General features: G+C 72.9%; 20 protein-coding genes and 1 pseudogene. 3 read left to right on the forward strand and 18 right to left on the reverse strand.

Annotation, left to right across the window (positions count from 1 at the left end; all coding sequences use genetic code 11):
- Positions 1-439 precede the first annotated feature (439 nt).
- Positions 440-2,215 (reverse strand): annotated as a pseudogene (locus IG84_RS0109040) (glycosyltransferase family 2 protein); the annotation flags it as partial.
- Between the two features lie 398 nt (positions 2,216-2,613).
- On the opposite strand from IG84_RS0109040, the gene IG84_RS0109045 reads away from it, so the two are divergent.
- On the forward strand, positions 2,614-2,928 hold the full coding sequence (locus IG84_RS0109045; RefSeq protein WP_031053610.1) for a chaplin: 315 nt from the start codon (positions 2,614-2,616) through the stop codon (positions 2,926-2,928).
- Between the two features lie 111 nt (positions 2,929-3,039).
- Here the strand turns inward: IG84_RS0109045 and IG84_RS0109050 are convergent, their stop codons facing one another.
- Genes IG84_RS0109050 through IG84_RS0109070 form a run of 5 tightly spaced genes read right to left on the reverse strand, consistent with a single transcriptional unit; the run spans position 3,040 to position 9,096 of the window.
- Entirely contained in the window at positions 3,040-4,074 is a 1,035-nt protein-coding gene (locus IG84_RS0109050) for a 2-hydroxyacid dehydrogenase (RefSeq protein WP_031053611.1), read from the reverse strand.
- A gap of 31 nt (positions 4,075-4,105) precedes the next feature.
- Complete coding sequence (locus IG84_RS0109055) at positions 4,106-4,732, reverse strand: histidine phosphatase family protein (RefSeq protein WP_031053613.1); 627 nt, start codon at positions 4,730-4,732, stop codon at positions 4,106-4,108.
- Positions 4,729-6,237 carry an FGGY-family carbohydrate kinase gene (locus IG84_RS0109060; protein ID WP_031053615.1) on the reverse strand — a complete coding sequence of 503 codons (1,509 nt, stop codon included), beginning with the start codon at positions 6,235-6,237 and terminating at the stop codon, positions 4,729-4,731. The genes IG84_RS0109055 and IG84_RS0109060 overlap by 4 nt, the downstream gene beginning before the upstream one ends.
- A gap of 1 nt (position 6,238) precedes the next feature.
- On the reverse strand, positions 6,239-7,741 hold the full coding sequence (locus IG84_RS0109065) for an FGGY-family carbohydrate kinase (protein WP_031053618.1): 1,503 nt from the start codon (positions 7,739-7,741) through the stop codon (positions 6,239-6,241).
- Positions 7,741-9,096, reverse strand: coding sequence for an MFS transporter (locus IG84_RS0109070; protein WP_051861536.1), 1,356 nt, complete (start codon positions 9,094-9,096; stop codon positions 7,741-7,743). The genes IG84_RS0109065 and IG84_RS0109070 overlap by 1 nt, the downstream gene beginning before the upstream one ends.
- A 284-nt stretch (positions 9,097-9,380) precedes the next feature.
- Here IG84_RS0109070 and IG84_RS0109075 point away from each other — a divergent pair, with 284 nt between their 5' ends.
- Positions 9,381-10,214 (forward strand): DeoR/GlpR family DNA-binding transcription regulator, encoded by an 834-nt coding sequence (locus IG84_RS0109075; RefSeq protein ID WP_031053623.1) that lies wholly within the window; start codon positions 9,381-9,383, stop codon positions 10,212-10,214.
- A gap of 81 nt (positions 10,215-10,295) precedes the next feature.
- Entirely contained in the window at positions 10,296-12,626 is a 2,331-nt protein-coding gene (gene hypF, locus IG84_RS0109080; protein WP_031053625.1) for a carbamoyltransferase HypF, read from the forward strand.
- An 11-nt stretch (positions 12,627-12,637) separates the two neighbouring features.
- Here hypF and hypE read toward each other — a convergent pair whose 3' ends face one another.
- Genes hypE through IG84_RS0109140 form a run of 12 tightly spaced genes read right to left on the reverse strand, consistent with a single transcriptional unit; the run spans position 12,638 to position 23,246 of the window.
- Positions 12,638-13,717, reverse strand: coding sequence for a hydrogenase expression/formation protein HypE (hypE, locus tag IG84_RS0109085; RefSeq protein ID WP_031053627.1), 1,080 nt, complete (start codon positions 13,715-13,717; stop codon positions 12,638-12,640).
- On the reverse strand, positions 13,714-14,841 hold the full coding sequence (gene hypD, locus IG84_RS0109090) for a hydrogenase formation protein HypD (protein WP_031053629.1): 1,128 nt from the start codon (positions 14,839-14,841) through the stop codon (positions 13,714-13,716). Before hypD ends, hypE begins: the two co-directional genes overlap by 4 nt.
- Positions 14,841-15,113 carry a HypC/HybG/HupF family hydrogenase formation chaperone gene (locus IG84_RS0109095; protein ID WP_031053632.1) on the reverse strand — a complete coding sequence of 91 codons (273 nt, stop codon included), beginning with the start codon at positions 15,111-15,113 and terminating at the stop codon, positions 14,841-14,843. Before IG84_RS0109095 ends, hypD begins: the two co-directional genes overlap by 1 nt.
- Entirely contained in the window at positions 15,091-15,873 is a 783-nt protein-coding gene (locus IG84_RS39250; protein WP_063761766.1) for a hydrogenase maturation protease, read from the reverse strand. Before IG84_RS39250 ends, IG84_RS0109095 begins: the two co-directional genes overlap by 23 nt.
- Positions 15,873-17,066 carry a hypothetical protein gene (locus IG84_RS0109105; RefSeq protein WP_107053839.1) on the reverse strand — a complete coding sequence of 398 codons (1,194 nt, stop codon included), beginning with the start codon at positions 17,064-17,066 and terminating at the stop codon, positions 15,873-15,875. The genes IG84_RS39250 and IG84_RS0109105 overlap by 1 nt, the downstream gene beginning before the upstream one ends.
- A complete protein-coding gene (locus IG84_RS40515) occupies positions 17,060-17,689 on the reverse strand; it encodes a DUF6084 family protein (RefSeq protein ID WP_031053639.1) in 630 nt (209 codons plus the stop codon). The genes IG84_RS0109105 and IG84_RS40515 overlap by 7 nt, the downstream gene beginning before the upstream one ends.
- Positions 17,682-18,329, reverse strand: a complete 648-nt coding sequence (locus tag IG84_RS0109115) for a DUF5947 family protein (protein ID WP_037799639.1) — start codon at positions 18,327-18,329, stop codon at positions 17,682-17,684. Before IG84_RS0109115 ends, IG84_RS40515 begins: the two co-directional genes overlap by 8 nt.
- Positions 18,326-18,859: a NifU family protein gene (locus IG84_RS0109120; protein WP_051861537.1), complete on the reverse strand. Its 534-nt coding sequence runs from the start codon at positions 18,857-18,859 to the stop codon at positions 18,326-18,328. Before IG84_RS0109120 ends, IG84_RS0109115 begins: the two co-directional genes overlap by 4 nt.
- A gap of 15 nt (positions 18,860-18,874) precedes the next feature.
- Positions 18,875-20,644, reverse strand: a complete 1,770-nt coding sequence (locus tag IG84_RS0109125) for a nickel-dependent hydrogenase large subunit (protein ID WP_031053647.1) — start codon at positions 20,642-20,644, stop codon at positions 18,875-18,877.
- Entirely contained in the window at positions 20,634-21,743 is a 1,110-nt protein-coding gene (locus tag IG84_RS0109130) for an NADH-quinone oxidoreductase subunit B family protein (RefSeq protein WP_051861538.1), read from the reverse strand. The genes IG84_RS0109125 and IG84_RS0109130 overlap by 11 nt, the downstream gene beginning before the upstream one ends.
- Positions 21,740-22,435: a D-sedoheptulose-7-phosphate isomerase gene (locus tag IG84_RS0109135; protein ID WP_031053652.1), complete on the reverse strand. Its 696-nt coding sequence runs from the start codon at positions 22,433-22,435 to the stop codon at positions 21,740-21,742. The genes IG84_RS0109130 and IG84_RS0109135 overlap by 4 nt, the downstream gene beginning before the upstream one ends.
- Positions 22,428-23,246, reverse strand: a complete 819-nt coding sequence (locus IG84_RS0109140) for a D-sedoheptulose-7-phosphate isomerase (protein WP_063761767.1) — start codon at positions 23,244-23,246, stop codon at positions 22,428-22,430. The genes IG84_RS0109135 and IG84_RS0109140 overlap by 8 nt, the downstream gene beginning before the upstream one ends.

The raw sequence follows: 23,246 nt of genomic DNA on the forward strand, positions 1-23,246 counted from the left end.
CCGCCCACCGGCTCGAAGCCACCTTGACCAGGTCCTTCAGCCGTGCGGCCGAGGGCCCGCAGCAGACGTAGTACGCGATCCCGTGCGGGTCGCCGCCGGCCCGCCGGGCCAGCACCCAGCGCCCGAACCCGTCCTGCCGGGGCGGGCGGAGCGTGACGCGCGCCCAGGCACAGTCCCGGTCGTGGTGCTTGTCGGCCCCGTCCGGCACGCTCTTCCATGCCTGCACGGGCAGGGTGGTGACCAGCGCGTCCACGCGTGCGTCGGCCCCGTCGGCCGCGTGCACCGTGTCGTGGGCCCGCAGCGGCAGCACGTACGGGATGCGGGACTCCTCCATCCAGTCACGCAGCGGCCGGTCCCGCCCGTACCCGGCGTCGGCGGTGACCCAGGAGAACGGGGCTTTCGTGTCGAGGGCGTGCTGCAGCAGCCGCCGGAAGCGCTCGGCGGAGGGCGCCGTGGGGTCGGTGGGCTGCTCCGGCACTTCCGGCTGCTCGGGCTGCGCCGGCTGCTCCCGCTGTGCCGGGTATGTCGCGCGGCGTCGTTCGTGGGCCGCCGACAAGCGCCAGACGACCAGCGGGGCGAGGGAGACGACCAGTGCGATCGAGGCCCAGGTCCGCATGGCCGCGTGGGTGTGGTTCAGGAACACCGAGGCGGTCAGCGTCGCGGCGAACACCCCGGCCCACAGCAGATGGGTGGCGAAGGTGCGCAGGCGGTCCGGATTGGCCGTGTGGCCCTTCGACGTGACGATGAAGCCGGCCTTCCGGCGCAGGACCGCGCCCGTCAGGGAGCGGGCGTACAGCGGCGCGGCCATCGCGGACATCGCCATGCCCACGACGCCCGAGGAGCCCTCCGGCTCGTGCGGACTGACGTTGTGCCGCCGGTTCCACATGTACAGCCCGATCTGCAGGGCCGCGGCATCGCTGTACAGCATCATCCACATCTGCGACTCGACCTGGACGCCGGAGGAGCCGAGACAGAGGAACAGCGCGCAGGAGAGGCCGCCGATCATCCAGTTGACCGCGGAGATCGGGTAGTACGTCACCATCAGCGCGTAATTGAGCGCCTGACCGGGCGTGAGGCGGAAGACCGCCCGGCCGAACTGGCGGAAGAGCGTTTCGTAGGTGCCGCGGCTCCAGCGGAGCTGCTGGTTGAAGAAGTCGCTCCAGGTGGCCGGCCCCTCGCCCACGGCCAGGACGTCGGGGGTGTAGACCGAACGCCAGGGCCGGCCGGTGGCGGGATTGCGCCGGCGGTGGATCTCCAGCCCGGTGGCCATGTCCTCGGTGATGGAGTCGTAGAAACCGCCGGCCTGCCGCAGCGCGCTGATCCGGACGCAGTTGTTGGTGCCGACGAACATGGGCGAGCCATAGGCGTTCCCGGCGCGCTGGATCAGCGCGTGGAAGAGGAATTGCTGGCTCTCGGACGCCCTGGCGACCGTGCTCTCGTCATTCCCGTAGACCTGCGGCCCGACGACGAAGGCCACATCGGGGTCCTGGAAGAAGCCCATCATGCGTTCGAGGTACGCGGGCAGCGGCACATGGTCGGTGTCGACGCCGGCCAGGAATTCATAGGCGTCGCCGTGCGCGTCCAGCCAGGAGTTGTAGTTGCCGTGCTTGGTCCTGGCGCGGAACGGCCCGGACGGCTGGTTCCATTTCTCCTCGCCTTTGCGGGAGAAGTGCCGCACGCCTAGTTCCTCGCACATCCGCCGCATCTCGGGGGTGTTTCCCTCGTCCAGCAGCCAGACGTCGAGCGGGCCGTCGTGCCGGAGCGCGATGGCGCCCTCCAGCGTGGCCCGGACCATCTCCACGGGCTCCTTGCCGGGGACGAAGGTGGTCAGGAACGCCACCCGGGTGCCGGGCGCCGGAGTGACCGGCACCGGGTCCCGGGCGACGAGCGTGGCGTGCGCGATGGAGACGACGTTGAGGACGCGGAAGGTCTCCAGCAGGCCGATGGAGACGAGCATGATCATGTCGGCGACCGTCTCCCAGCCCGCCGCGTACTCGCGGTGCACCCAGTGCGGCGGCTGCAGGAGCCAGATGAGCAGCGCCAGCGAGGCAAGCGGCGCCAGGATCAGCAGCAGGGCCGTCCACACGCGGTGCGAGCCCCCGCTCAGCAGGCTCCGGTACTGCACCCGGTAATGCGCGGGATCGGGGTGCGGTGGAGTGAGCGGACCGGCCAGCCGGCTGAATTTCTCGTAGTCGTAACGAGGGACGGACGGCATGGCGCCGACGGGGGAGCAAATCTTTGTTTCCGCATCCTCCCCTTCTACTGAACGACTGGTGACCGCTACCGACGGGTGGCCACCGTGCTGATCCATGGCAGTTTTCCGCGAGAACGCCACGCTACCCCTCGTTACGTATGGAGTTAATAGGTCTAACGGGCCACTAAAACGCTAAGCTAACAAACCTTCTGTATGCCCGAGAGTTGGCCGTCTCCCGAGGGCGTCCGAATGGCGGCAGGGTTGTCGGCCGCGCGGGCGCGACTTCCTGAATTTCCGTGCACCCGAACAGGTGAAAAACTTCTTTGTCCGCAACTTTGGGCCCTTCCGGCCCGATCAAGAGGGGGAAGGGAGACGGCAGTACGGCCGCCTCCCACGCGCTTTACGAAAGGCCAGTTGTCATGTCACGAATGGCGAAGCTCACCGCTCTCACGGCGCTCGCGGCCACTGCCGTCCTCGGTGGGGCGACGACCGCTTCCGCTACCAACGGCGGAAGCGGCGGTGGCGCCGGTGCGGCTGCCGCCGCGTCGAATTCCCCCGGCGTGCTGTCGGGCAACGTGGTCCAGGTGCCGATCAGCATCCCGATCAACGCCTGCGGCAACACTGTCGACATCATCGGCTTGCTGAACCCGGCCTTCGGCAACACCTGCGTCAGCGGCCACCCCGGCCAGCAGAACGACCACCACCACAACAACCACCACAACAACGGGCACTGAGACCGGCCCGCCCGCGCCCGCTCCCGTCCGGTGTTCCCAGCCCGGCACCGGACGGGACGGGCCGGCTGCACACAGCAGCCGGCCCGGGTACCGCGGAGGAGGGTCTCGGCGTTACCGCAGGACCTCCGGGTTGGCGCAGTGGGCCGGCGGCTCGCCGCGCAGGAAGCGGCCCACCTCGCCCGCCACGATCCGTGCCGCCTTGTGGGCGACGCCCTGGCTGCCGCCCGCGATGTGCGGGGTGAGCACGACGCCGGGGGCCGTGAGCAGGGGCGAGCCGGCGGGGATCGGCTCCTCGGGGAAGACGTCGAAGCCGGCGGCGGAGAGCCGGCCGGCGGCGAGCGCGTCGCACGCCGCGTCGTAGTCGAGCAGCGCGCCGCGGGCGCAGTTGACCAGTACCGCCCCCTCCGGCAGGAGGTCGAGCTGCTTCCGGCCGATCATGCCGGTGGTCTCCTCGGTGACCCGCGCGTGCAGCGAGACGATCCGGGAACGGGTGAGCAGCTCCTCCAGGGACACCTGCTCGGCGATCCCCGCCAGCCGCTCGGGATCGGCGTACGGGTCGTGTACCAGCACCGTCGCGCCCAGCGCGAGCAGTACCTTGGCGACCCGGCTGCCGACGGCGCCGAAGCCGACCAGGCCGACGGTGGCACCGTCGATCTCGATGCCGCAGTTGTCGTAGTCGAAGTAGTCCCCGCGCCAGACGCCGCGCCGCAGGTCGGTGTGGACGTCGCCGAGGCCGCGTGCCGCGGCGAGGATCAGCGCCAGGGTGTGCTCGGCGGTGGCGACGGCGTTGCGGCCGGGCGCGTAGCAGACGGCGACGCCGTGCCGGGTGGCCGCTTCGAGGTTGGCGTTGACCGGGCCGCCGCGGCTGGCGCAGAAGAGCTCCAGGTCCGGGCAGTTGGCGAGGATGCGCTCGGTGAGCGGGGCCAGTTGGGTGACGCAGACGCGGGCGCCCTGCAGCGCCTCGATCATCTCGTCCTCGGTGCCGGACGCCTCCCGCACCTCGGCGACCGGGCCGAACGGGGTGTGCGGCCAGGGCAGCAGCAGTTCGCGGACCTCGGCGGCGCCGCCGGTCGCGGCGCCGACCTCGTCGGTGAGCAGGCGGGGCAGGACGAAGTGGTCGCCTGCGGCCAGGACGGTGGTGGGCATGTCGCTCGTTTCTCCGTGTGTGCGGTGCGGGTCAGTGGGTGCCGGAAGAGGGCAGGGCACAGGGCGCGTTCAGCCGGAGCAGGGACGCCTGTCCGCCCTTGAGGCGCAGCTCGGTGAGGGCCCCGTTGTCCAGCGCGGGGAAGACCGTGCGGTACGTACCGAGGGGGATGCCGAGCGTGCGGCAGAGCAACAGCCGGACGAGGGTGGAGTGGGCGACGACCAGGACGCGGCCGCCGGGCAGCTCCCGGGCCAGGTCGGCGAGGCAGGCCGCGGCCCGCGCCGCGGCCTCCTCGGGGTCCTCGCCGCCGGGCAGGTGGTGGCGGACGGGGTCGCGGAGGAACGCGTCGAGCCGTTCGGGGAACTCCTCGCGCATCTCGGTGCGGGTGAGCCCGTCACCGCGGCCGAAGTCGACCTCCAGGAGACGTGCGTCGACGCGCGGTGCGAGGCCGAGGGCGCGCGCGGCCGGCTCGGCGGTGAGCCGGGCCCGGGAGAGCGGGGAGCAGACCACCGCATCGATGTCGGCCCCGGCGGCCCACGCCGCGAGCTCGGCGGCCTGCGCGTGGCCCCGTTCGGTGAGGGCGACGTCGGTGCGTCCGGCGTAGCGGTTCTCCGCGTGCCAGACGGTCTCGCCGTGGCGTACCAGGAGGAAGTCGGTCACTGCTGGGCCTTTCTGACGGCGTGCTCGGCCACTTCGGGGGCCAGCCAGCCGCGGTCGTTCAGCCCGTCCACGAATGCCGCGTAGGCGGGGAGGAAGCGGGCGGTGCGCTCGGGGTCGGGGTGGTGTGCGGTGCGTACGCGGACCATCGCGGTGGCGGCCTCGGTGAGCGGGGTGCCGTCGGCGGTGGCCGCGAGCACGGCCATGCCGAGGGCGCCCTCGGCCTGTTCGGGCAGGGTCACGGTCCGGCCGAGGACGTCGGCGCGCAGCTGGTTCCAGTACGTGTTGCGGGTGCCGCCGCCGGTGAGGGTGAGCGGGCCGTCGACGGGGGCGCCGAGGTGGCCGAGGTAGTCGAAGCAGAGCCGTTCGAGGCAGGCGACGCCGAGCAGATGGGCGTGGAAGCGCTCCGCCTCGTCCGCCGGCTCGCCCAGCACGAACGGGCGGGCTTCCGGCGCGCGGAAGGGGAAGCGCTCGCCGCCGGAGCCGGCGAGGGGGTACGCGACGGGGTCGTGCCCCCGGCTCGCCGCGGGCCGTCCGGTGCGGGTGGCCCGCTCGGTGAACTCCGCCAGGTCGGCGCCGGGGAACTCGCGGGTCAGGACGCCCGCGCCGCTGCTGGACGCGGCGCCGGGCAGCCAGGTGTCGCCGGGGCCGCGGTGGCAGTAGACGAGGCCGCCGGGGTCGCGGACCAGGCGCGTGCTGACGCCCTTGAGGACGAGCGTCGTGCCGAGTACGGAGTTCCACGCGCCGGGGGCGAGCGCACCGGCCCCGATCTGAGCGGCGCAGCCGTCCGTCATGCCCGCGACGATCTCCACGCCCTCGGGGATGCCGGTGGCGCGCGCCGCGTCGGCGCACACCGTCCCGAGCACGGTACCGGGGCGTACCACCTCCGGTAGCAGCGCGCCGGGCACGCCGAGCGCGGCCAGCTCCTTCTCGGGCCAGCCCTCCGCGAGGAGGTGGTAGCCCGTCTTGAGGGCGTGACTGGCGTCGCTCGCGACCTGATGGCCCGCCAGCCGCCAGGTGATGAGGTCCACCTGGTGCAGCAGCCGGGTGCCGGGCGCGGTGGCGGCCGCCGAGTGCTCCAGCAGCCACACCAGCTTCGGCAGCGCCCACGAGGGCTGCATGGTGCGGTAGCCCAGCTCCTCCCAGACTGCGGCGCCGGCCTCGTTGACCCGGACGGCCTGCGCGGCGGCCCGCCCGTCGTCGTACATCAGGCCCGGCGTGAGCGGAGTGCCCTGGGCGTCGGCGAGCAGGATCGTGCCGGACGTGCCGTCGAGGGCGAGGGCGGTCACGCGCTGCGGATCGATCCGCGCGAGGGTGTCGCGGCAGGCCGCGGCGAGCGCGTGCCACCACTCCTCGGGGTCCTGCTCGTGGCGCTCACCCGTACGGCTGCTGTGCAGCGGCCGGGAAGCGGCGGCGAGCACCCGGCCGCCGGCGTCCACGGCGACGGCGCGGGCGCTCTGGGTGCCCAGGTCGAGGCCGAGCCGTACGGGGTCGGGGTGGCGGGCCATCTCAGATCTCCTCCTTCGGGGTGCCCGGCTGCCAGCCGGCCTCGCGGGCCAGCGCGCGCCAGGAGAGGAAGGCGGCGTACCGGTCGGTGTAGAGCGCGGCGCGCTCCGGGTCGGGCTCCCAGGCGGGTCCCATGTGGACGTACGTGTCGGCGGCGCGGTGCATGCTCGACTCGGCCCCCGTGAGCACGAGGCCGGTGAGGAAGGCGCCCTTCGCGCCGAGTTCGGTGTCGGTGGAGCGGGTGGTGGGCACGCCCGTGACGTCCGCGAGCAGGCCGCACCACGCGTCGCTCCGCGCCCCGCCGCCGCACAGCCGCAGCTCGCTGACCTCCGTACGGGAGGCGGTGAGCGCGTCGCGCAGAGTGAGTGAGAGCCCTTCGAGCACGCCGCGGGCGATGTCGGCCCGGGTGTGCTCCAGGCTCAGTCCCCAGAAGGTGCCGCGGGCGCGCGGGTCGAGGAAGGGGGCGCGTTCGCCGGCGGGGGACAGGTACGGGAGGAAGGCGAGGCCGTGCGCGCCGGGCACGGAACGGAACGCCTCGGTACACAGCTCCTCGGCTCCGGACAGACCCAGCACCCCGGCGGTCCAGTTCAGTACCTCGGTGCCGGAGAGCGTGGGGAAGGCGCGCAGGACGCGCTCGCGGCCGCGGTAGGCGATGTGGATGCCGCTCGGTTCGCCGGTGGTGTCGACGGCGGTGCGGACGACCTCGGCGCACAGTGTGGTGCCGAGGATCGCGCACGCCTGGCCGGGGTTGACCACGCCGATGCCGCGCGCGGTGGCAGCGATGTCGTAGGGCGCCATGACGACGGGCAGCCCGGCGGGGACGCCCAGTTCGGCGGCGGCAGCGCCGGTGATCTCCGCGATGCGCCGGTCGTCGCCGACGACATCGGGCAGCAGCCGCTCGGCCCCGCGCAGCCCGAAGAGGTCGATGACCTGCTGGTCGTACGCGCCGGTGGCATGGTCGAGGAACGGCGCCGAGGCATCCGACTCGTCGATCACCCGCTCGCCGGTGAGCCGGAGGAAGAGCCAGCCGGCGGCGGTGAGGGCGGCGTCGGAGCGGGCGAGGCGCTGCGGGTCGTGGCGCGCGAACCAGGTGAGGATCGCGTTCGGCAGGCCCGCGAAGGTCAGCGAGCCGTTGCGCCGGAACGCCTCCTCCAGGACGCCGGAGCGGCCCCACTCGGTGACCGTGTCGGCGGCCCGCCCGTCGGACCACAGGACGGCCGGGCCGGTGGGCCGGCCGCGCTCGTCGACCAGCCAGCAGCCGTCGCCCTGTGCGGTGAAGGTGACCAGCCACACCGGGTCGGCACCCCGGTCGCGTACCTCGGCGAGCGCTTCCCGCACGGTGTGCACGACCGCGTCCCACACGGCGTCCATGTCCTGCTCGGCCCAGCCCGGGTGGGGGCGGTCGACGGCGGTGGCGCGCCGGGAGACGGCGACCTCGTGGCCCTGGTCGTCGTAGACGACGGACTTGATCAGCGAGGTCCCGACATCGATGGAGAGTACAGACATCACAGTCCTTCGGAGGCGGCGGGCGCCGCGGTCGTGGTGGCCGGTACGGGGCCGGGCGCGGGCTCGCCGTCCGCGCGGCGGGCCCGGTCCTCGGCGGGCGTCCGCAGGAACAGGGCCAGTACGCCGCTCAGCGCGTACAGCCCGGCGAAGATCCAGATGACGCCCTGCACGCCGAGCGGCCCGAGGAAGAGCGCGACGAGCGCGGGGCCGACGAACGTGCTGGCCCCGGCGCCGAGGTTCAGCGCCGCCATGGCCTGGCCCTTGTGCGCGGGGGCGAGCGAGGGCATCAGCGCGGAGAGCGGCACGTACCCGGCCAGCGTCGCGCCGAACAGGCCCGCCACCAGCAGGCACAGCGCGTACTGCCCGCCGAGCAGCGTCGGCACGTAGTACAGCAGCAGCGAGGTGACCGTACAGCCGGCGCCGCCGCACCAGGCGACCGTGCGCCGCCAGCCGATCCGGTCGCCGAGCACACCGAAGACCAGGTTGAAGACGATGTTGACCGCGAACATCACGGACAGCAGGCGCAGCCACTGCGACAGGCTCAGCCCGACGGTCTGGGTGAAGAACGCCGGCAGGCACACCAGGAAGCCGAACTCCGGCACCGTATTGATCATGCGGACGACGGCACCCATGCCGATCCGCGGGTTGCGCCCGAGCAGTGCGAGACTGCCGAAGAGCGTGGCGAGGGGCCGCTCACCGGCCGGCGCCAGCCGCCGGAAGCCGGTCCGCTCGCGGACGAGCAGCAGCGCGATCAGCCCGCCGAGGACGACCAGGCCGAGCGAGAACCACAGCGTGCGGTAGGCGCCGATCTGCGGAATGAGGAAGCTCGCGACGAGCGACCCCAGCGTCGGCAGCCCGCCGGTGAAGGCGAACCAGAACCACCCGACGGCCGTACCGAGCCGCTTCTCGGGCGCCGTCGCCGCGATCCACACCAGGAAGCCGAACGCGAAGAGCGGATAGCCGATGCCGCGCAGGCCGTAGCTGAGGAGCAGCAGCGGATAGTTCATCGAGGGCACCGCGATCGCCAGCATGAGCACCTGGAAGCCCACCCAGGCACCGAACCCCGCCATCATCACCCGGCGCGGACCCCACAGGTCCGACAGCGCGCCGGAGAGCCACGCGGCGACGGACGCGGTGACGCCGTAGACGGTGAACAGCATCGCCACCCGCTGCGCGGACAGGCCCTCCTGCACCAGGTACGGCGAGAGATACCCGGACTCGACACCGTCACCGATCATGAACACGAGGACGCCGAGGAATCCCCAGGCGAGCCCGCGGGGAATGCCGAGCCGGTCGGTCCAGGCCGGCCGCTGTGTGCGCGGCGGCCCGGTCGGCCCGGGAGAAGTACTGGCCACGAGGCACCTCTTCCAGTGATACGGGCGGCCGCGCCCCTGACCGGCGCGGCCGGGCCCTTCTGGAACCGATGCAACGCGGGCCGCGCCGAGCCGGTCAACGCCCGCCGGACCACCTCTCGCGGGCCGGCCGGGCCGCCGCGTGAAAACCGCCGGCGGCGGACCCCGGTACCCCGGGCTTAACATGGCGGCAACGCGGCGTGAGCTCGGCATTTCCACGCTGACCTGGGGCGCCGAAGCAGTCCCGCCGTGTGAGATCCGCGTGAAGTTAACGAGAGGTTCCCGCAGTGACCGAGGACGACGGCGCCGCATCGGGCGGTGGCACGCCGGGCGCCGGCGCGCGACGGGAGGACATCCAGCACGCACGGCGGCAGCGCATCCGCGAGCAGGTCGCCGCCGAGGGCTTCGTCCGCACCGCCGCGCTCGCCGAGGAGTACGCGGTCAGCATCATGACCATCCACCGCGACCTGGACGTCCTCCAGGCGCAGGGCTGGCTGCGCAAGGTTCGGGGCGGCGCCTCCTCGCTGCCCTCGCTGCTCTTCCACGGCGACATCAGCGAGCGCATGGCCGCCATGAACGCGACGAAACGCCGGCTCGCCCGCGCCGCGCTCCGGCTGCTCACCCCCGGCCAGACCGTCATGATCGACGAGTCCACCACCTGCCTCGCGCTGGCCCAGCACCTCACCGAACGCGGCCCGCTCACCGTCATCAGCAACTTCCTGCCGGTCATCAAGCTGCTGGCGGGGGAGCCCGGCATCACCCTCCTCGCACTGGGCGGCGCCTACTACCCGGCGTACGACGCGTTCCTCGGCCCGCACACCGCCGACGCCGTCCGCTCCTTCCGCGCGGATGTGCTGTTCATGTCCACCACGGCCGTCACCGGCGACGTCTGCTATCACCAGTCGCAGGAGACGGTGCAGGTCAAACGGGCGCTGATGGACCGGGCCGCGCGCCGCGTGCTGCTGGTGGACCACACCAAGTTCGCCCGCAGGGGCGTGTACGCGCTCGCCCCGCTCACCGACTTCGACACCGTCCTCGTCGACGACGCGCTGCCCGTCGCCGAGCTGCGCCGCCTCCGCGACCTGGGGGTGTCCGTGATCACGGTCGGCGGCGGCGCCTGAGACGCACGCTTTAACACGCGGGGCGGCGACGGCGCCGCACTTCGCGCAATCGCGTCCGGCGCGCGGGCACCGCCCGCCACCATGCCCAGGGTGGACACCGTACGCGTCGGGCTCCGCGTCGAAGGGACCGTGCAGGGGGTCGGGTTCCGGCCCTTCGTGCACGCGACGGCCTCCCGGCTCGCGCTGAGCGGGCTGGTCGCCAACGACCCCGCCGGAGTACTCATCGAGGTCGAGGGCCCGGCGGACGCCGTTGCGCGCTTCCGGGAGTTGCTGGAGAGCCAGGCGCCGCCGCTGGCCGTCATCGAGCGGATCACCACGCGGCCGCTGCCGCCGGCCGGCGAAGCGGACCCCCGCTTCGTCATCGCGGCCAGCCACCGCGCGGCCGGCGCGGCGGATCACACGCAACGCACCCCGATCGCCCCGGACATCGCCACCTGCGCCGACTGCCTGCGCGAACTCCGCGACCCCGCCGACCGGCGGCACCGCTATCCCTTCATCAACTGCACCAACTGCGGCCCGCGGTACACCATCACGCGCGACCTGCCCTACGACCGGGCCCGCACGACGATGGCCGGCTTCCCGATGTGTGCCGACTGCTCGGCCGAGTACGAGGACCCCACCGACCGGCGCTTCCACGCCCAGCCGCTCTGTTGCCCCGCCTGCGGCCCGACGCTCCGGCTGGTCGACGCGTCCGGTACGCCGGTGCCGGGCGAGCCGGTCGCGGCGGCGGCCGGGCTGCTGCGTGCCGGGCGGATCCTCGCGGTCAAGGGGCTGGGCGGCTACCACCTCGCCGTGGACGCCGGGTGCGAGTCGGCCGCCGCGGCGCTGCGGGCACGCAAGCACCGCGCGGACAAGCCGTTCGCGGTGTTCGTCCCCGACCTGGAGACGGCCGAGCGGCTGTGTGAACTGGACGATGAGGCAAGGGAGTTGCTCACCGGGCCGCAGTGCCCCATCGTGCTGGCCGCCCGCCGGCCACCCCCACATGAAGCGCCGACGATCGCGGCATCCGTCGCCCCCGGCTGCCGCGAACTCGGTCTGCTGCTGCCCTACACCCCGCTGCACCACCTCCTCGCCGCGGAACTCGCCGGCCCCGCCGTCCTCACCAGCGGCAACCTCGCGGACGAGCCGCTCGCCTTCCGTGACGACGACGCCTTCGCACGGCTCGGCACCCTCGCCGACGCCTTCCTCACCCACGACCGGCCCATCCACCGGCGCGCCGACGACTCCGTGATCCGCGTCCACTCGGGCCGCACCGTCCCGGTGCGGCGGGCACGCGGCTGCGCCCCGGCACCGCTCACACTGCCCGTGCCCGCCGCCCGCCCGGTACTGGCCTGCGGCGCGGAGCTGAAGAGCACCTTCTGCCTGGCCCGCGGACGGCACGCGGTCCTCTCCCCGCACCTCGGCGACCTGGAGAACTACGAGACGCTGGCCGCGTACACGGACGGGATCGCCGATTTCGCGCGGCTGTACGCCCTCGACCCCGCGCTGATCGCGCACGACCTGCACCCCGAATACCTCTCCACCAAGTACGCGCACGACCGCGCCGACGCCACGGACGCGCGCCTCGTCGGCGTCCAGCATCACCACGCACACCTCGCCGCCTGCCTGACGGAACATCAGGCGCGCGGCCCGGTCATCGGAGTGGCCTTCGACGGCCTGGGCTGGGGCATCGACGGCACGCTGTGGGGCGGCGAGTTCCTCCTCGCCGACCTGTGCGGCTTCCGCCGCGCGGGGCATCTCGTGCCGGTGCCGCTCCCCGGTGGCGCGGCGGCGGTCAGGGAGCCGTGGCGGATGGCCGCCGTACACCTGGACGCGACCGGCAGCGACGGTCTCGCCGTCCGCCGACGGCACGGCGCACGCTGGGACCACGTACGGGCGCTGGCCGCCGCCGGCGTCAACTCCCCGCTCACCTCCAGCGCCGGCCGGCTCTTCGACGCCGTCGCCGCGGTCCTCTCCCTCCGCGACACCGTGCGCTACGAAGGGCAGGCGGCGATCGAACTGGAGCGGTGCGCCGACCCAGCGGTCCGCGACGGCTATCCCGTACGCATCGACTGTCCTGCAGGGGGTGAGGACGCCTGCCGGGTGCACGGCGCTGACCTGGTGCGCGCGGCGGCCGACGACGTGCGCGCGGGTACGCCGCCCGGGACCGTCGCGGCCCGGTTCCACAACGGCGTCGCGCGCCTGATCGCGGACGTCTGCGGGCGGCTGCGCGAGACCACCGGGCTCACCACCGTTGCGCTCTCCGGCGGCGTCTTCCAGAACGGCTTCTTGCTGGACCGGACCGTTCCGGCCCTGGAGCGCGCCGGCTTCCGCGTCCTCACCCACCGCCAAGTGCCGTGCAACGACGGCGGCATCAGCCTCGGCCAGGCGGCCGTCGCGGCGGCCAGGGACGACGCCGGGGACCTGGAGTGAGCCGGCAGCGCTCAGCAGATCCGCGGCAGCGGGTCCCCGATCAGTACGTCCAGGATGCGAGTGCCGCCGAACTCCGTCTTCACCAGGACCAGCGACGCCGGCTCGGCCACCACCCGGCCGACGACCGCCGCGCGCTCGCCCGACGGCTGGGACCGCAGTGCCGCCAGCGCCGACTCGGCACGCGCCCCGTCCACCACCACGACCATCCGCCCCTCACAGGCGATGTAGAGCGGATCAATGCCCAACAGCTCCGCCGCGCCCCGTACTTCGTCCCGGACCGGCACGGCGGACTCGTCGAGCACCACCGCGACATCCGAGGCCCGCGCGATCTCGTTCAGTACGGTCGCCACGCCGCCCCGCGTGGCGTCGCGCAGGCACCGCACGCCCTCCCCGCACGCCGCCAGCAGCGCCGCCACCGGCTCGGCGAGCGGGGCGGTGTCCGAGGCGAGATCGCTCTCGATGCCCAGCTCACCGCGGGCCAGCATGACCGTCGTACCGTGGTCGCCGACCGGCCCGGACACCAGGACCGCGTCACCGGGCTCCGCCCTTCCGGCACCGAGGGTGAAGCCGTGCTCCACCACGCCCACCCCCGCGGTGTTCACATACACCCCGTCGGCCTTGCCGCGCTCCACGACCTTGGTGTCGCCGGTGACGATCCGCACGCCCGCCGCGCCGGCCGCCCGCGCCATGGACCCGGCGACGCGGGTCAGGTCGGCGACCGGGAAGCCCTCCTCCAGGATGAAGCCGGCCGAGAGGTACAGCGGCCGGGCCCCGCACATCGCCAGGTCGTTGACGGTCCCGTTCACCGCGAGGTCGCCGATGTCACCGCCGGGGAAGAAGAGCGGCGAGACCACATAGGAGTCCGTGGTGAAGGCCAGCCGCGCACCGCCCGCCGGGCACACCGCCTGATCCTCCAGCGGCGCCAGCAGCGGATTGTCGAACGCCTCCAGGAACACCGCCTCGATGAGCGTATGGGTCGCCTTGCCGCCGGCGCCGTGCGCGAGCGTGATGCGCTCGTCCCTGACCCGGGCCTTGCGGCGGCGCGCCCGGTCGATCCGCCGGAGTACCTGTTCCTCCCGCTCGGTGGTCATGTCCGGGTCGCCTCCCGTACCGCGGTCCGGGTGAACCGGCCGAAGTTGTAGTACGCGGCGCACGCCCCTTCCGAGGAGACCATGCAGGTGCCGATCGGCGTCTCCGGCGTGCAGGCCGTGCCGAAGACCTTGCACTGCCACGGCTTGAGCACGCCCTTGAGCACCTCGCCGCACTGGCAGGACGTGGGGTCCGCGACCCGCACCCCGGGCACGCCGAAGACCCGCTCCGCGTCATGCGCCGCGTACGCCTCCCGGATGCGCAGCGCCGAGTACGGGATGGTGCCGAGGCCGCGCCACTCGAAGGACGGGCGTAGCTCCATGACGTCGGCCAGGGCCCGCAGCGCCTTGGGGTTGCCGTCCCAGGGGACGACCCGGGCGTACTGGTTCTCCACCGTGCACCGCCCCTCCGCGAGCTGACGGAGCAGCAGATGGATCGACTGGAGGATGTCCAGCGGCTCGAACCCGGCGACGACCAGCGGCTTGCCGTACTCCGCCGCGATGAAGCGGTACGGGCGGCAGCCGATGACCGTGGAGACATGGCCCGGGCCGAGGAAGCCGTCCAGCCGCAGGTCGGGGGAGTCCAGGATGGCCTTCACCGCGGGGATGATCGTGACGTGGTTGCAGAACACCGAGAAGTTGTCCAGCTTCTCGGCCGCCGCGCGCTGCACCGTCACCGCGGTCGACGGCGCTGTCGTCTCGAAGCCGATGGCCATGAAGACCACCCGCTTGTCCCGGTTCTGCCGGGCGATCCGCAGCGCGTCGAGCGGCGAGTACACCATGCGGATGTCCGCGCCCTCGGCCTTGGCGTCCAGGAACGACTGGCGGCCACCGGGCACCCGCATCATGTCGCCGAACGAGGTCATGATCGTGTCCGGCTGCCGGGCGAGGTGCAGCGCGTCGTCCACCCGCCCCATCGGAATCACGCAGACCGGACAGCCGGGGCCGTGCACCAGCGTGACGTTCTCCGGCAGATGGTCCTCGATGCCGTGCTTGTAGATGGTGTGCGTATGACCGCCGCACACCTCCATGAAGGCGTACGAGCGGCCCGGCGCGCAGAGCCCGGCGATCCGGGCGGCGAGCGCCCGGGCCTTGTCCGCGTCGCGGTACTCGTCGACGTAACGCATCAGCCGATACCCGATTCCCGTAGTGCGTCCATCTCGTCCTCGTACGCCTGACCGATGCCTTCGAGGAATTCCATGGCGGCCCGTGCCTCCGCCTCGTCGATCCGGGACAGCGCGAAGCCGACGTGGATCAGGATCCAGTCGCCGGGCGCCACCTCTTCCCCCTCCAGCAGCGCGATGTTGACCGCCCGCCGCACCCCGCCGACGCTCACCCGCGCCAGATCGGGCTGGTCCGCGACCAGCTCCACGACCTCACCGGGAATCCCCAGGCACACGGTCACCACCTCCGGCCCCCGCGTCGCCCGCCACCCGGATGGAGAGCAGGGTGAACTCGTCCCCGGGCACGCTGACCAGCTCCACAGTCGCGCCGTCGGCGACCGTGCCCGCCGCGACCAGCGCGAAGGACTGCGCCAACGCGGGTCCGACCACTGCGTGCTGCTCACCGATCCGTACGGTCACGCCGGTGACCCGGCGCCCCTGCGCCCGGCGCTCCACGGCGTCCAGGATTCCTTCGCACAGTCCGAACTCGTGCATGGCGCCCGTCCTCCGTTCCTTCTCCGTTCCCGTGGCGGCGGTGTTGCCGCCCAGGCGTTCCGCCAGCAGCTCGCGCACCAGCCGCGCGGCCTCGTCGACCGCGTCCAGCACCGGCGGGCTCAGCCCCATCCCCTCGCGCACCACGGCCGGTTCGCAGCCGACCACGGTCACCCACGGGAGCCGCACACCGAACCGCCGGAGCAGCGCCAGCACGGTCCCGGGCGCCATGTCGTGCGCGTCCAGCGCGGGCGCCGCCGAGTCGTCCTCCGGCTCCACGGGCTCCAGGACGTACACCGTCCCCGGCGGCCCGCCGCGCCGTACCGCGTCGATCAGGACCAGCCCGTCGTAACCGTTCATCAGCTCGTGCGCGAGGTGCACCCCGCGGATGCCGTAATCGCAGGCCCGCGCGGAGCCGGGCAGTTCAACCCCGGCCAGGCGCCCGGCCACCGCGACACCGAATCCGTCGTCGCCGAGGAAGACATTGCCCACGCCCGCGACCATTACCTGCACAGCAGTTCCACCTCGTCCGGCGCGAAGTAGTGGTACCGGCCGACCTCTGCCCGCAGATCGGCCCCGGGGTCGTCGTCGAGTGTCACGGCCAGATGCGTACTGCCGTCCACGTCCCGGAGGACGACCGCCACCCGCGCGGTGCGCCCCGCCAGGAACATGTCCTGCGCGTCGGCCCGGCGGTCACCGGGGCGCAGCCGTACGCGCGAGCCGCGCTCGGCGTATCCGCCGGGAACCGGTACGCGGTCATCGGCCTCGGCCGGTGGGCCGGGCCGCACCGTGCCATGCAGCCGTTCCAGTACGTCCGGCGTGACGCGCTCGGCGTGGTCCACGATCGCCGCCGCGCGCGGATCGGTGGCCCGGGCCTCGCGCTTCTCGTCCTCGGTGAGCGTCATCGTGCGCAGTGTCAGCAACTCGTCGATCTCCGTGCCGTCGTGGAAGTCGGCGGGGCTCTCCGGCGCGATCCGCGGCCGGTCGCCCAGGATGACCGGGGCGCAGAGCAGCGTGCTGTCGTCGATGAGGGACGGCCAGGTGTACGCGTTCTCGCACCGGGCGACGGCTCCGGCGGCCCACTCGGGCGGATCGACCGGCGACAGGAACCGGCCCCCGGTGACGGCGAGCAGCGTGTGCGTGCCGATGAGCGCGCCGCACAGCATCTCCGTACGGTCCGGGGAGCCGCCCGCCGTGCGGTTCTCGGTCCGCACCCGCACGCGGAGCAGGCCGTACGGCCCGGGCTCGGACTCCGCCGTGATCCGCAGCTCTCCGAAGAGCGGCCACCGGCGCCGCCCGTCGCCCTCCCCGCCGGGCACATCGAAGGGATGCGTGACCCGCGCACCGGGAACCAGGTCCGCGCTGACCTGCACCTCCTGCACCACCCCCTCGTCCCACGGCAGATCGCCGGGCGCGCGGGCGTACCGCCGCCGCACCTGGAGGAACCGCAGCCGTACGGTGAGGGACACCGCGGCGCCCGGCCGCACCTCGACCAGAGAATCGCTCTGCGAGTACGACGTCTCCGACGGGTCGGAGCCCTGCGGAGCCAGCACGCCGAACTGCCAGCGCAGCCGGTTCTTGGGCGCTGACGCCCGGTACGGGTAGAGGACGTACCCCTCGAAGAGCACGGCGTCGGCCACCGCGCGGGCCCGCGCGAAGCCGGCGGGCTCCGGCCCGGCAGCCCCGCCGCTCAGCACGGTCCCTCCCCGGCCCGGCCGAGCAGCGCCCCGACCGTCTCCTCCCACGTCGTGAGCTGCCGGTCGTGCTTGAAGGCCAGCAGCGCGTCCAGGGTCTCCCGGCGCAGCCGCAGCCACCCGCAGCCCGGAAAGTACAGATCCATCAGCTCACGCCACACCGCGGCCGGCAGCGCCGCCGCGCACTCCCGCTCCCACGGCACCATCCCGATCCCGCCGGCCGTGAAGACCGTGCCGCTGAACAGCAGCAACAGCGGTACCTCGCCGTCCTCCAGCGCGTGGAAGTACTGCCCGCACGTCACCTCCAGGTCGTACGAGAGGGGTACCGGTACGTCGATCTCCGTGGTCCCGGTGAACGCCGGCACCATCGCGGTCACCGTGGCCAGTTGCAGCGGCTGCTGCGTCGTGGCCCAGCGGTGCCGGTCGCCGAACAGCCCGGTCAGGCGGCGCGCCTCCCGGTCGCTGTACGACCGCAGGGCCGGCTGGATGCGCAACTGGCAGCGGAGTGCCACCGCGCGGACCGCCCCGCCCGCGCGCTCCGTGATCCGCAGCCGCAGGACCAGGGACGGTGCGGCGGCGTACGGCTCCGGTCGGAGCCCGAGGCAGTCGAAGGTGAGGTCAGCCATCGGTGCTCCCCCGGGGCGCCGGTCCGCCCGCACGGGCGCGCAACCCGGCGAAGAAGGCGTCCAGCTCGCGATGGACGTCGGCGCCGCCGTCAAAGCCCCGCCAGTGCAGCCGCACCCGTCCGACCAGGTCGTAACAGGTGTCGATGGGGACGAGGTGGCATTCGGCCCCGTCCGGACGGCGGCGCAGCAGCAGCGCTTCCACGTCGTCGGCCAGATCGGCGACGTCCGGATGGGCGGCCATGATCTGCCGCCAGGCCCCGTCCGGCAGCAGGGACTCGGTCGCGCCGCCGGGGCTCGGATAGAAGACCACATAGCGGTCCAGCTGGGAGTTGCGGAAGGCGAAAGCCATGCCGACCGGCAGTTGCAGCGCCTCCCACTGTGCCGGGCCGAGGGCGAAGCCGCGGAGGTACCGGTGGCGGTCGGGCACGCCGCGGTAGCGGCCGCCGGCCGCGCCGGGGCGGGTCAGCACCGTACGGCAGGCCCGGCAGACGCACAGCAGGCCGCGGCCGTCGAGGTCCACGACGTGCCCGTGGCCGCTTTCCAGGCCGGCGGCGCACAACTCGCAGCGGGGCCCGGCGCGCTGCCCGTGCGCGGCGGGCGCGGGCTCGCGGAACCGGCGCAGGCCGGCACCGGCCGTCACGGGCGCGCTCCGGGGGCCGGCGCGGCAGGTGCGTCGGCCGGCGGCCGCGAGCCGATCTGCAACAGTGGCCGCTGCGGCGGCAGTTGCTCCAGCCGTACGCCGGTGACCTCGGGCGCGGCGGCCCGGACGGCGCGCTCGACGGCCTGCTCGACGGTCCCGGACGCGCAGCTCCCGCACCCGCCGCGCAGCCGCACCGTGGCCCGCCCGGAAGCGTCGATGCCGGCCAGTTCGATGCTGTCGGTGTGTGTCCCGAGGAAGGGCCTAAGCTGTACCAGTGCGTCGGCCACCCGCTCCGCCGTGCCGCGCGGATGCAGGTCGTGCAGGATCAGCAGGCTGCCCACGAGGTCGTCGGCGGCCAGCGTCCGCACCGCTTCGGCGGGCAGCAGGGCGACGACGCGGGCCAGCCCTTCGCCGTACAGCCGCATCAGCAACCGCACCAGTTCCTCGGCCTGTTCGCCCACCCGCGGCGCGGTGGAGAGCTGGGCGATGAGCTCTTCCACGCGGGCTTCGGCCTGTCGTAGCTCGTCCATGACGCCGCTTCCTCGTCAGCTTCCGTGGTCGTAGGCGGTGGGGGAGAGGGACTTCTTCAGCACGCGGCCGTTGCCGAGGAACATGTGCACTCCGCAGGGCATGCACGGGTCGAAGCTGCGCACCGCGCGCATGATGTCGATGCCCTTGAACTTCTCCGGGGGGTTCTCCTCGAAGATCGGGGTGTTCTGTACGGCGTCCTCGAAGGGGCCGGGCGTGCCGTGGATGTCGCGGACGCTGCTGTTCCACGGCGTCGGTGGGTACGGGTGGTAGTTGGCGATCTTGCCGCCTCTGATCACCATGTGGTGCGAGAGCCCGCCGCGCACCGCCTCGCTGAATCCGCAGCTCACGGCCTCGTCGGGCACGGTGAACGGCGACCAGGTGTCGGTGTGCCCCGCCCGGACCTCGGCGAGCGCCCGGTCGGCGAAGTGCAGTGCCGCGGCGGCCGCGTACGCCTGGAAGTACGTACGGGCGCGATTGCGTTCGATGGCGTTGCTGAGCGGCTCGCCGTTGTGGCGGGGGATGCGCCACTCGAAGGTCGTCTCCGGTTTGGTGGCCGTACGCGGCAGATGGATCAGCACGCTGTGCCCGGTGGCCTTGAGGTGCGCGGTGTCCACCAGCCCGGACAGCGCCGTGGACCACAGCCGGGCCAGCGGACCGCCCCCGGTGTCCAGCGCCAGGTGGTCGCTCCCGTCGAACCAGCGCGGGGACATCACCCAGCTGTACTTGTCGTCGAAGTCGCGCTTCTGGGGGCGCGGGAGGGTGTGCTGGTTCCACGGGTGCCGCCGGTCGACGGGGTTCCCCGCCGGGTCCTTGGTGACGAAGGGCTCGCGGTCCTCCCAGTCGTCGTAGAAGGAGCTGCCCAGCAGGATGCGGATGCGGAGGTTGATGTCGACCAGGTCGTTGGTGACCAGCTGGCCGTCGACGACCACGCCCGGCGTGATGAACGCCTTGCGCCCCCAGTCGGCCATCGTGCGGTAGCCGAAGTCGCAGTGCGCGGGGTCCTGCAGCCCGCCCCAGCAGCCGAGCAGCACCCGCCGCCGGCCGACCTCCTCGTACCCGGGCAGTGCCTGGTAGATGAAGTCGAAGAGGTCGTCGTGCAGGGGCACGACCTTCTTCATGAACTCCACGTACCGCATGAGCCGGGTCAGGTAGTCGGTGAAGAGCTGGACCGTGGCGACCGTGCCGACGCCGCCGGGGTAGAGCGTGGAGGGGTGCACATGCCGCCCCTCCATCAGACAGAACATCTCCCGTGTCGAGCGGCTGACCTGCAGCGCTTCGCGGTAGAACTCGCCCTCCATCGGGTTCAGCGACCGCATGATCCCGCCGATGGTGCGGTAGCCGTGCAGGTCCGCGTGGGGTGCCTCGGTCCGCTCGGCCAGCTCCCACACACCCGGGTTGGTCGCGCGGACCATGCGCTCGCAGTAGTCCACCCCGACCAGGTTCTCCTGGAAGAGGTTGTGGTCGAACATGTACTCAGCGGCCTCGCCGAGGTTCAGGATCCACTCGCCGAGCGCCGGAGGCCGGGCCCCGTACGCCATGTTCTGCGCGTACACCGAGCACGTGGCGTGGTTGTCGCCGCAGATGCCGCAGATCCGGCTGGTGATGAAGTGCGCGTCCCGGGGGTCCTTGCCCTGCAGGAAGATGCTGTAGCCGCGGAAGATCGAGGATGTGCTGTAGCACTCGGAGACCCGGCCCCGGCCGAAGTCGATCTTCGTGTGGATGCCCAGGCTGCCCACGATGCGGGTGATGGGGTCCCACGCCATCTCGACCAGTTCATCGGTCATGCCGCGGCCCCTTTCCTCGTGACGTTCCTCGTGACGTTCCTCGTGACGCGGTCCAGGACGGTTCGTATCCGGTGGTCAGTTGATCGCCCTTGCGGCGCCACGCCGGCTCCTTCTCGACGTTGTGCAGGGTGATCCCGCGCAGCGTGCGCACCAGGCTCGCGTACAGGCCGCCGGCCGGGCGGTTCACCTGCACCCCGGCCGGCTCGTCCATGAAGGGCATGAACTTGTCGGGGAAGCCCGGCATCGTGCAGGCGATGCAGATGCCGCCGACGTTCGGGCAGCCGCCGATGCCGTTGATCCAGCCGCGCCTGGGCACATTGCACTTCACCACCGGGCCCCAGCAGCCGATCTTGACCAGGCACCGGTCGGAGTCGAATCCGGCGGCGAAATCGGCCTGTTCGTAGTAGCCGGCCCGGTGGCAGCTCTCGTGCACGGTCTGGCCGAAGAGCCAGCGCGGGCGGAGGTTCTCGTCGAGCGGGATCATCGGCGCCTGGCCGGTGATCTGATAGAGCAGGTAGACGAAGGTCTCGGAGAGGTTGTCGGGCTGGGTCGGGCAGCCGGGCACGCACACGATCGGCACGCCGTCCTTCGACGTCCAGTCCCGGCCCAGGTAGTCGGGCAGGCCCATGGCGCCGGTCGGATTGCCCGCCATCGCGTGGATGCCGCCGTACGCGGCGCAGGTGCCCGCCGCGACCACGGCCGTGGCGCGGGGCGTGAGCCGGTCCAGCCACTCGGTCGTGGTGATCGGCTGACCGGTCGCGGGGTCGTTGCCGAACCCGCTCCAGTACCCCTCCTCCTTGATCGCCTCGTTCGGTACCGACCCCTCGACCACCAGGAGGAACGGGTCCAGCTCGCCCCGCGCCGCCCGGTGGAACCACTCGAGGAAGTCATCGGCCCCGCGCTCCGGACCGCACTCGAAGTCGAGCATCGGCCAGTGCATCGCCAGCCGCGGCAGGCCCGGCAGCGCGCCCATGACGATCTCCTCGATGCTCGGCTGCGTCGCGGCCGTCAGCGCGACCGACTCGCCGTCGCAGCCCAGCCCGGCGCTGAGCCACAGCAGATGGACCAGGGGCTCCTCGGCACGCGGGTCGGCGGTCACCGGCCACCCCCGCGCCCGGCCCGCAGCGCCTGCTGGATCAGCTCCCACAGCACGTGGTACACGGTCGTCTGCGCCTCCTGGATCCGGTGGACCGAGTCGGAGGGAATGACGAACAAGTGCTCCAGGCAGGCGAGTTGGGCCAGTCGACCGCCGTGATGGCCCGCCAGCGCCACGGTGAGCAGGCCGCGCCGGGCCGCCTCCTCCAACGCCTGGACCACATTGGCGGAACCGCCGCTGGTCGACAGTCCGACGGCGATGTCGCCCGGCCGCCCGAACGCCGCGAGCTGGCGCGCGAACACCACATCGAACCCCACGTCGTTGGAGAGCGCCGTGACCACGGCGGCGTCGCTGGTCAAGGACAGTGCGGGCAGTACCACGGCGCCCGCCGCCGGGCCCCCGGGGGGATGCAGGAAGGTGGTGGCCAGGCCCTGCGCGTCCGTACTGGAACCGCCGTTGCCGAAGGTGAACAGCCGCCCCCCGGCCGCGAACCGCTTCGCCATCGCCGCGGCGCATGCGGCGATCCGGTCGGCGTCCGCCGTGGCGATCTCCCGCCGGAGCGCGGCGATCCCGGCCGCCTTCTCCCGCGCCGACCGGACCACCTCCTCGGTCAGCGCGCCCGCGTCCTGCTCCGCGGCCCGCCGCTCGTAGAGGAAGGGGTACAAGTCCCGTACCTCACCCGGCACTTCACTCATCGGATGCTCCGGTCGTCACCATGGCGATGGCCTCGCCGCCGTGTACCAGTACGGTGCAGCCCGCCGCCGCGTCGACGAGGGCCACGCTGATCTCCTGCGGCGGACCGTCGTCGTCCGCCTCGGGGACGGCCAGCGCCAGCCCGTTCGGCAGCAGTTGCCGTACCCGCATCGGCCGGGCCCGGTCCGCGCACGTGTCGCACGTGCCGTCGTCCCCCGGCGCTTCGAGGAAGACATGCGTCATCTCCCACAGCACGTGGTAGACGGTCACCTGTACCTCCTTGACGATCAGCGGATCGGCGCTGCCGACGACCAGCGTGTGGTCCGCCGGGGGCGCGTCCGCCGGGTCGCCGCCGCTGAGAACGACGGTGAGCAGGCCCCGCTCCCGGGCCGCCGCCAGCCCCCGGCGCACGTTCGCGCAGCGGCCGTCCGGCGTGAGCGCCAGCGCGATGTCCCCGGCGTCCGCGAACGCCCGCAACGGGTGGGCGAAGACCTCGGCGAACCCCTCGTCGGACCCGACGCCGCTGAGCGTCGCCGAGTCGTTGCCGAGCGCCAGCGCCGGCAGCGCCCGCTTGCCCACCACGACCGGATGCATGAACTCGACCGCGACATGGCTCGCATCAGCGCCCGATTCACCGTTGCCGAACACGATCAGCTTCCCGCCGCGCGCGAACCGCGCGGCCATCTCCCGGCAGACGGCGGCCACGTGCGGTGCCGCCCGGGTCAGGCCGTGTGCGGCGGGCGCGCGGCGCGCGAAGGCCCGCCGCACCGCCGCCCCGTCGAGTACCGGCACGCCGGTCCCGTTGGCGGACAC

It is taken from the genome of Streptomyces ochraceiscleroticus, from assembly GCF_000720485.1.
In the GTDB taxonomy this organism is placed as follows: domain Bacteria; phylum Actinomycetota; class Actinomycetes; order Streptomycetales; family Streptomycetaceae; genus Streptomyces; species Streptomyces ochraceiscleroticus.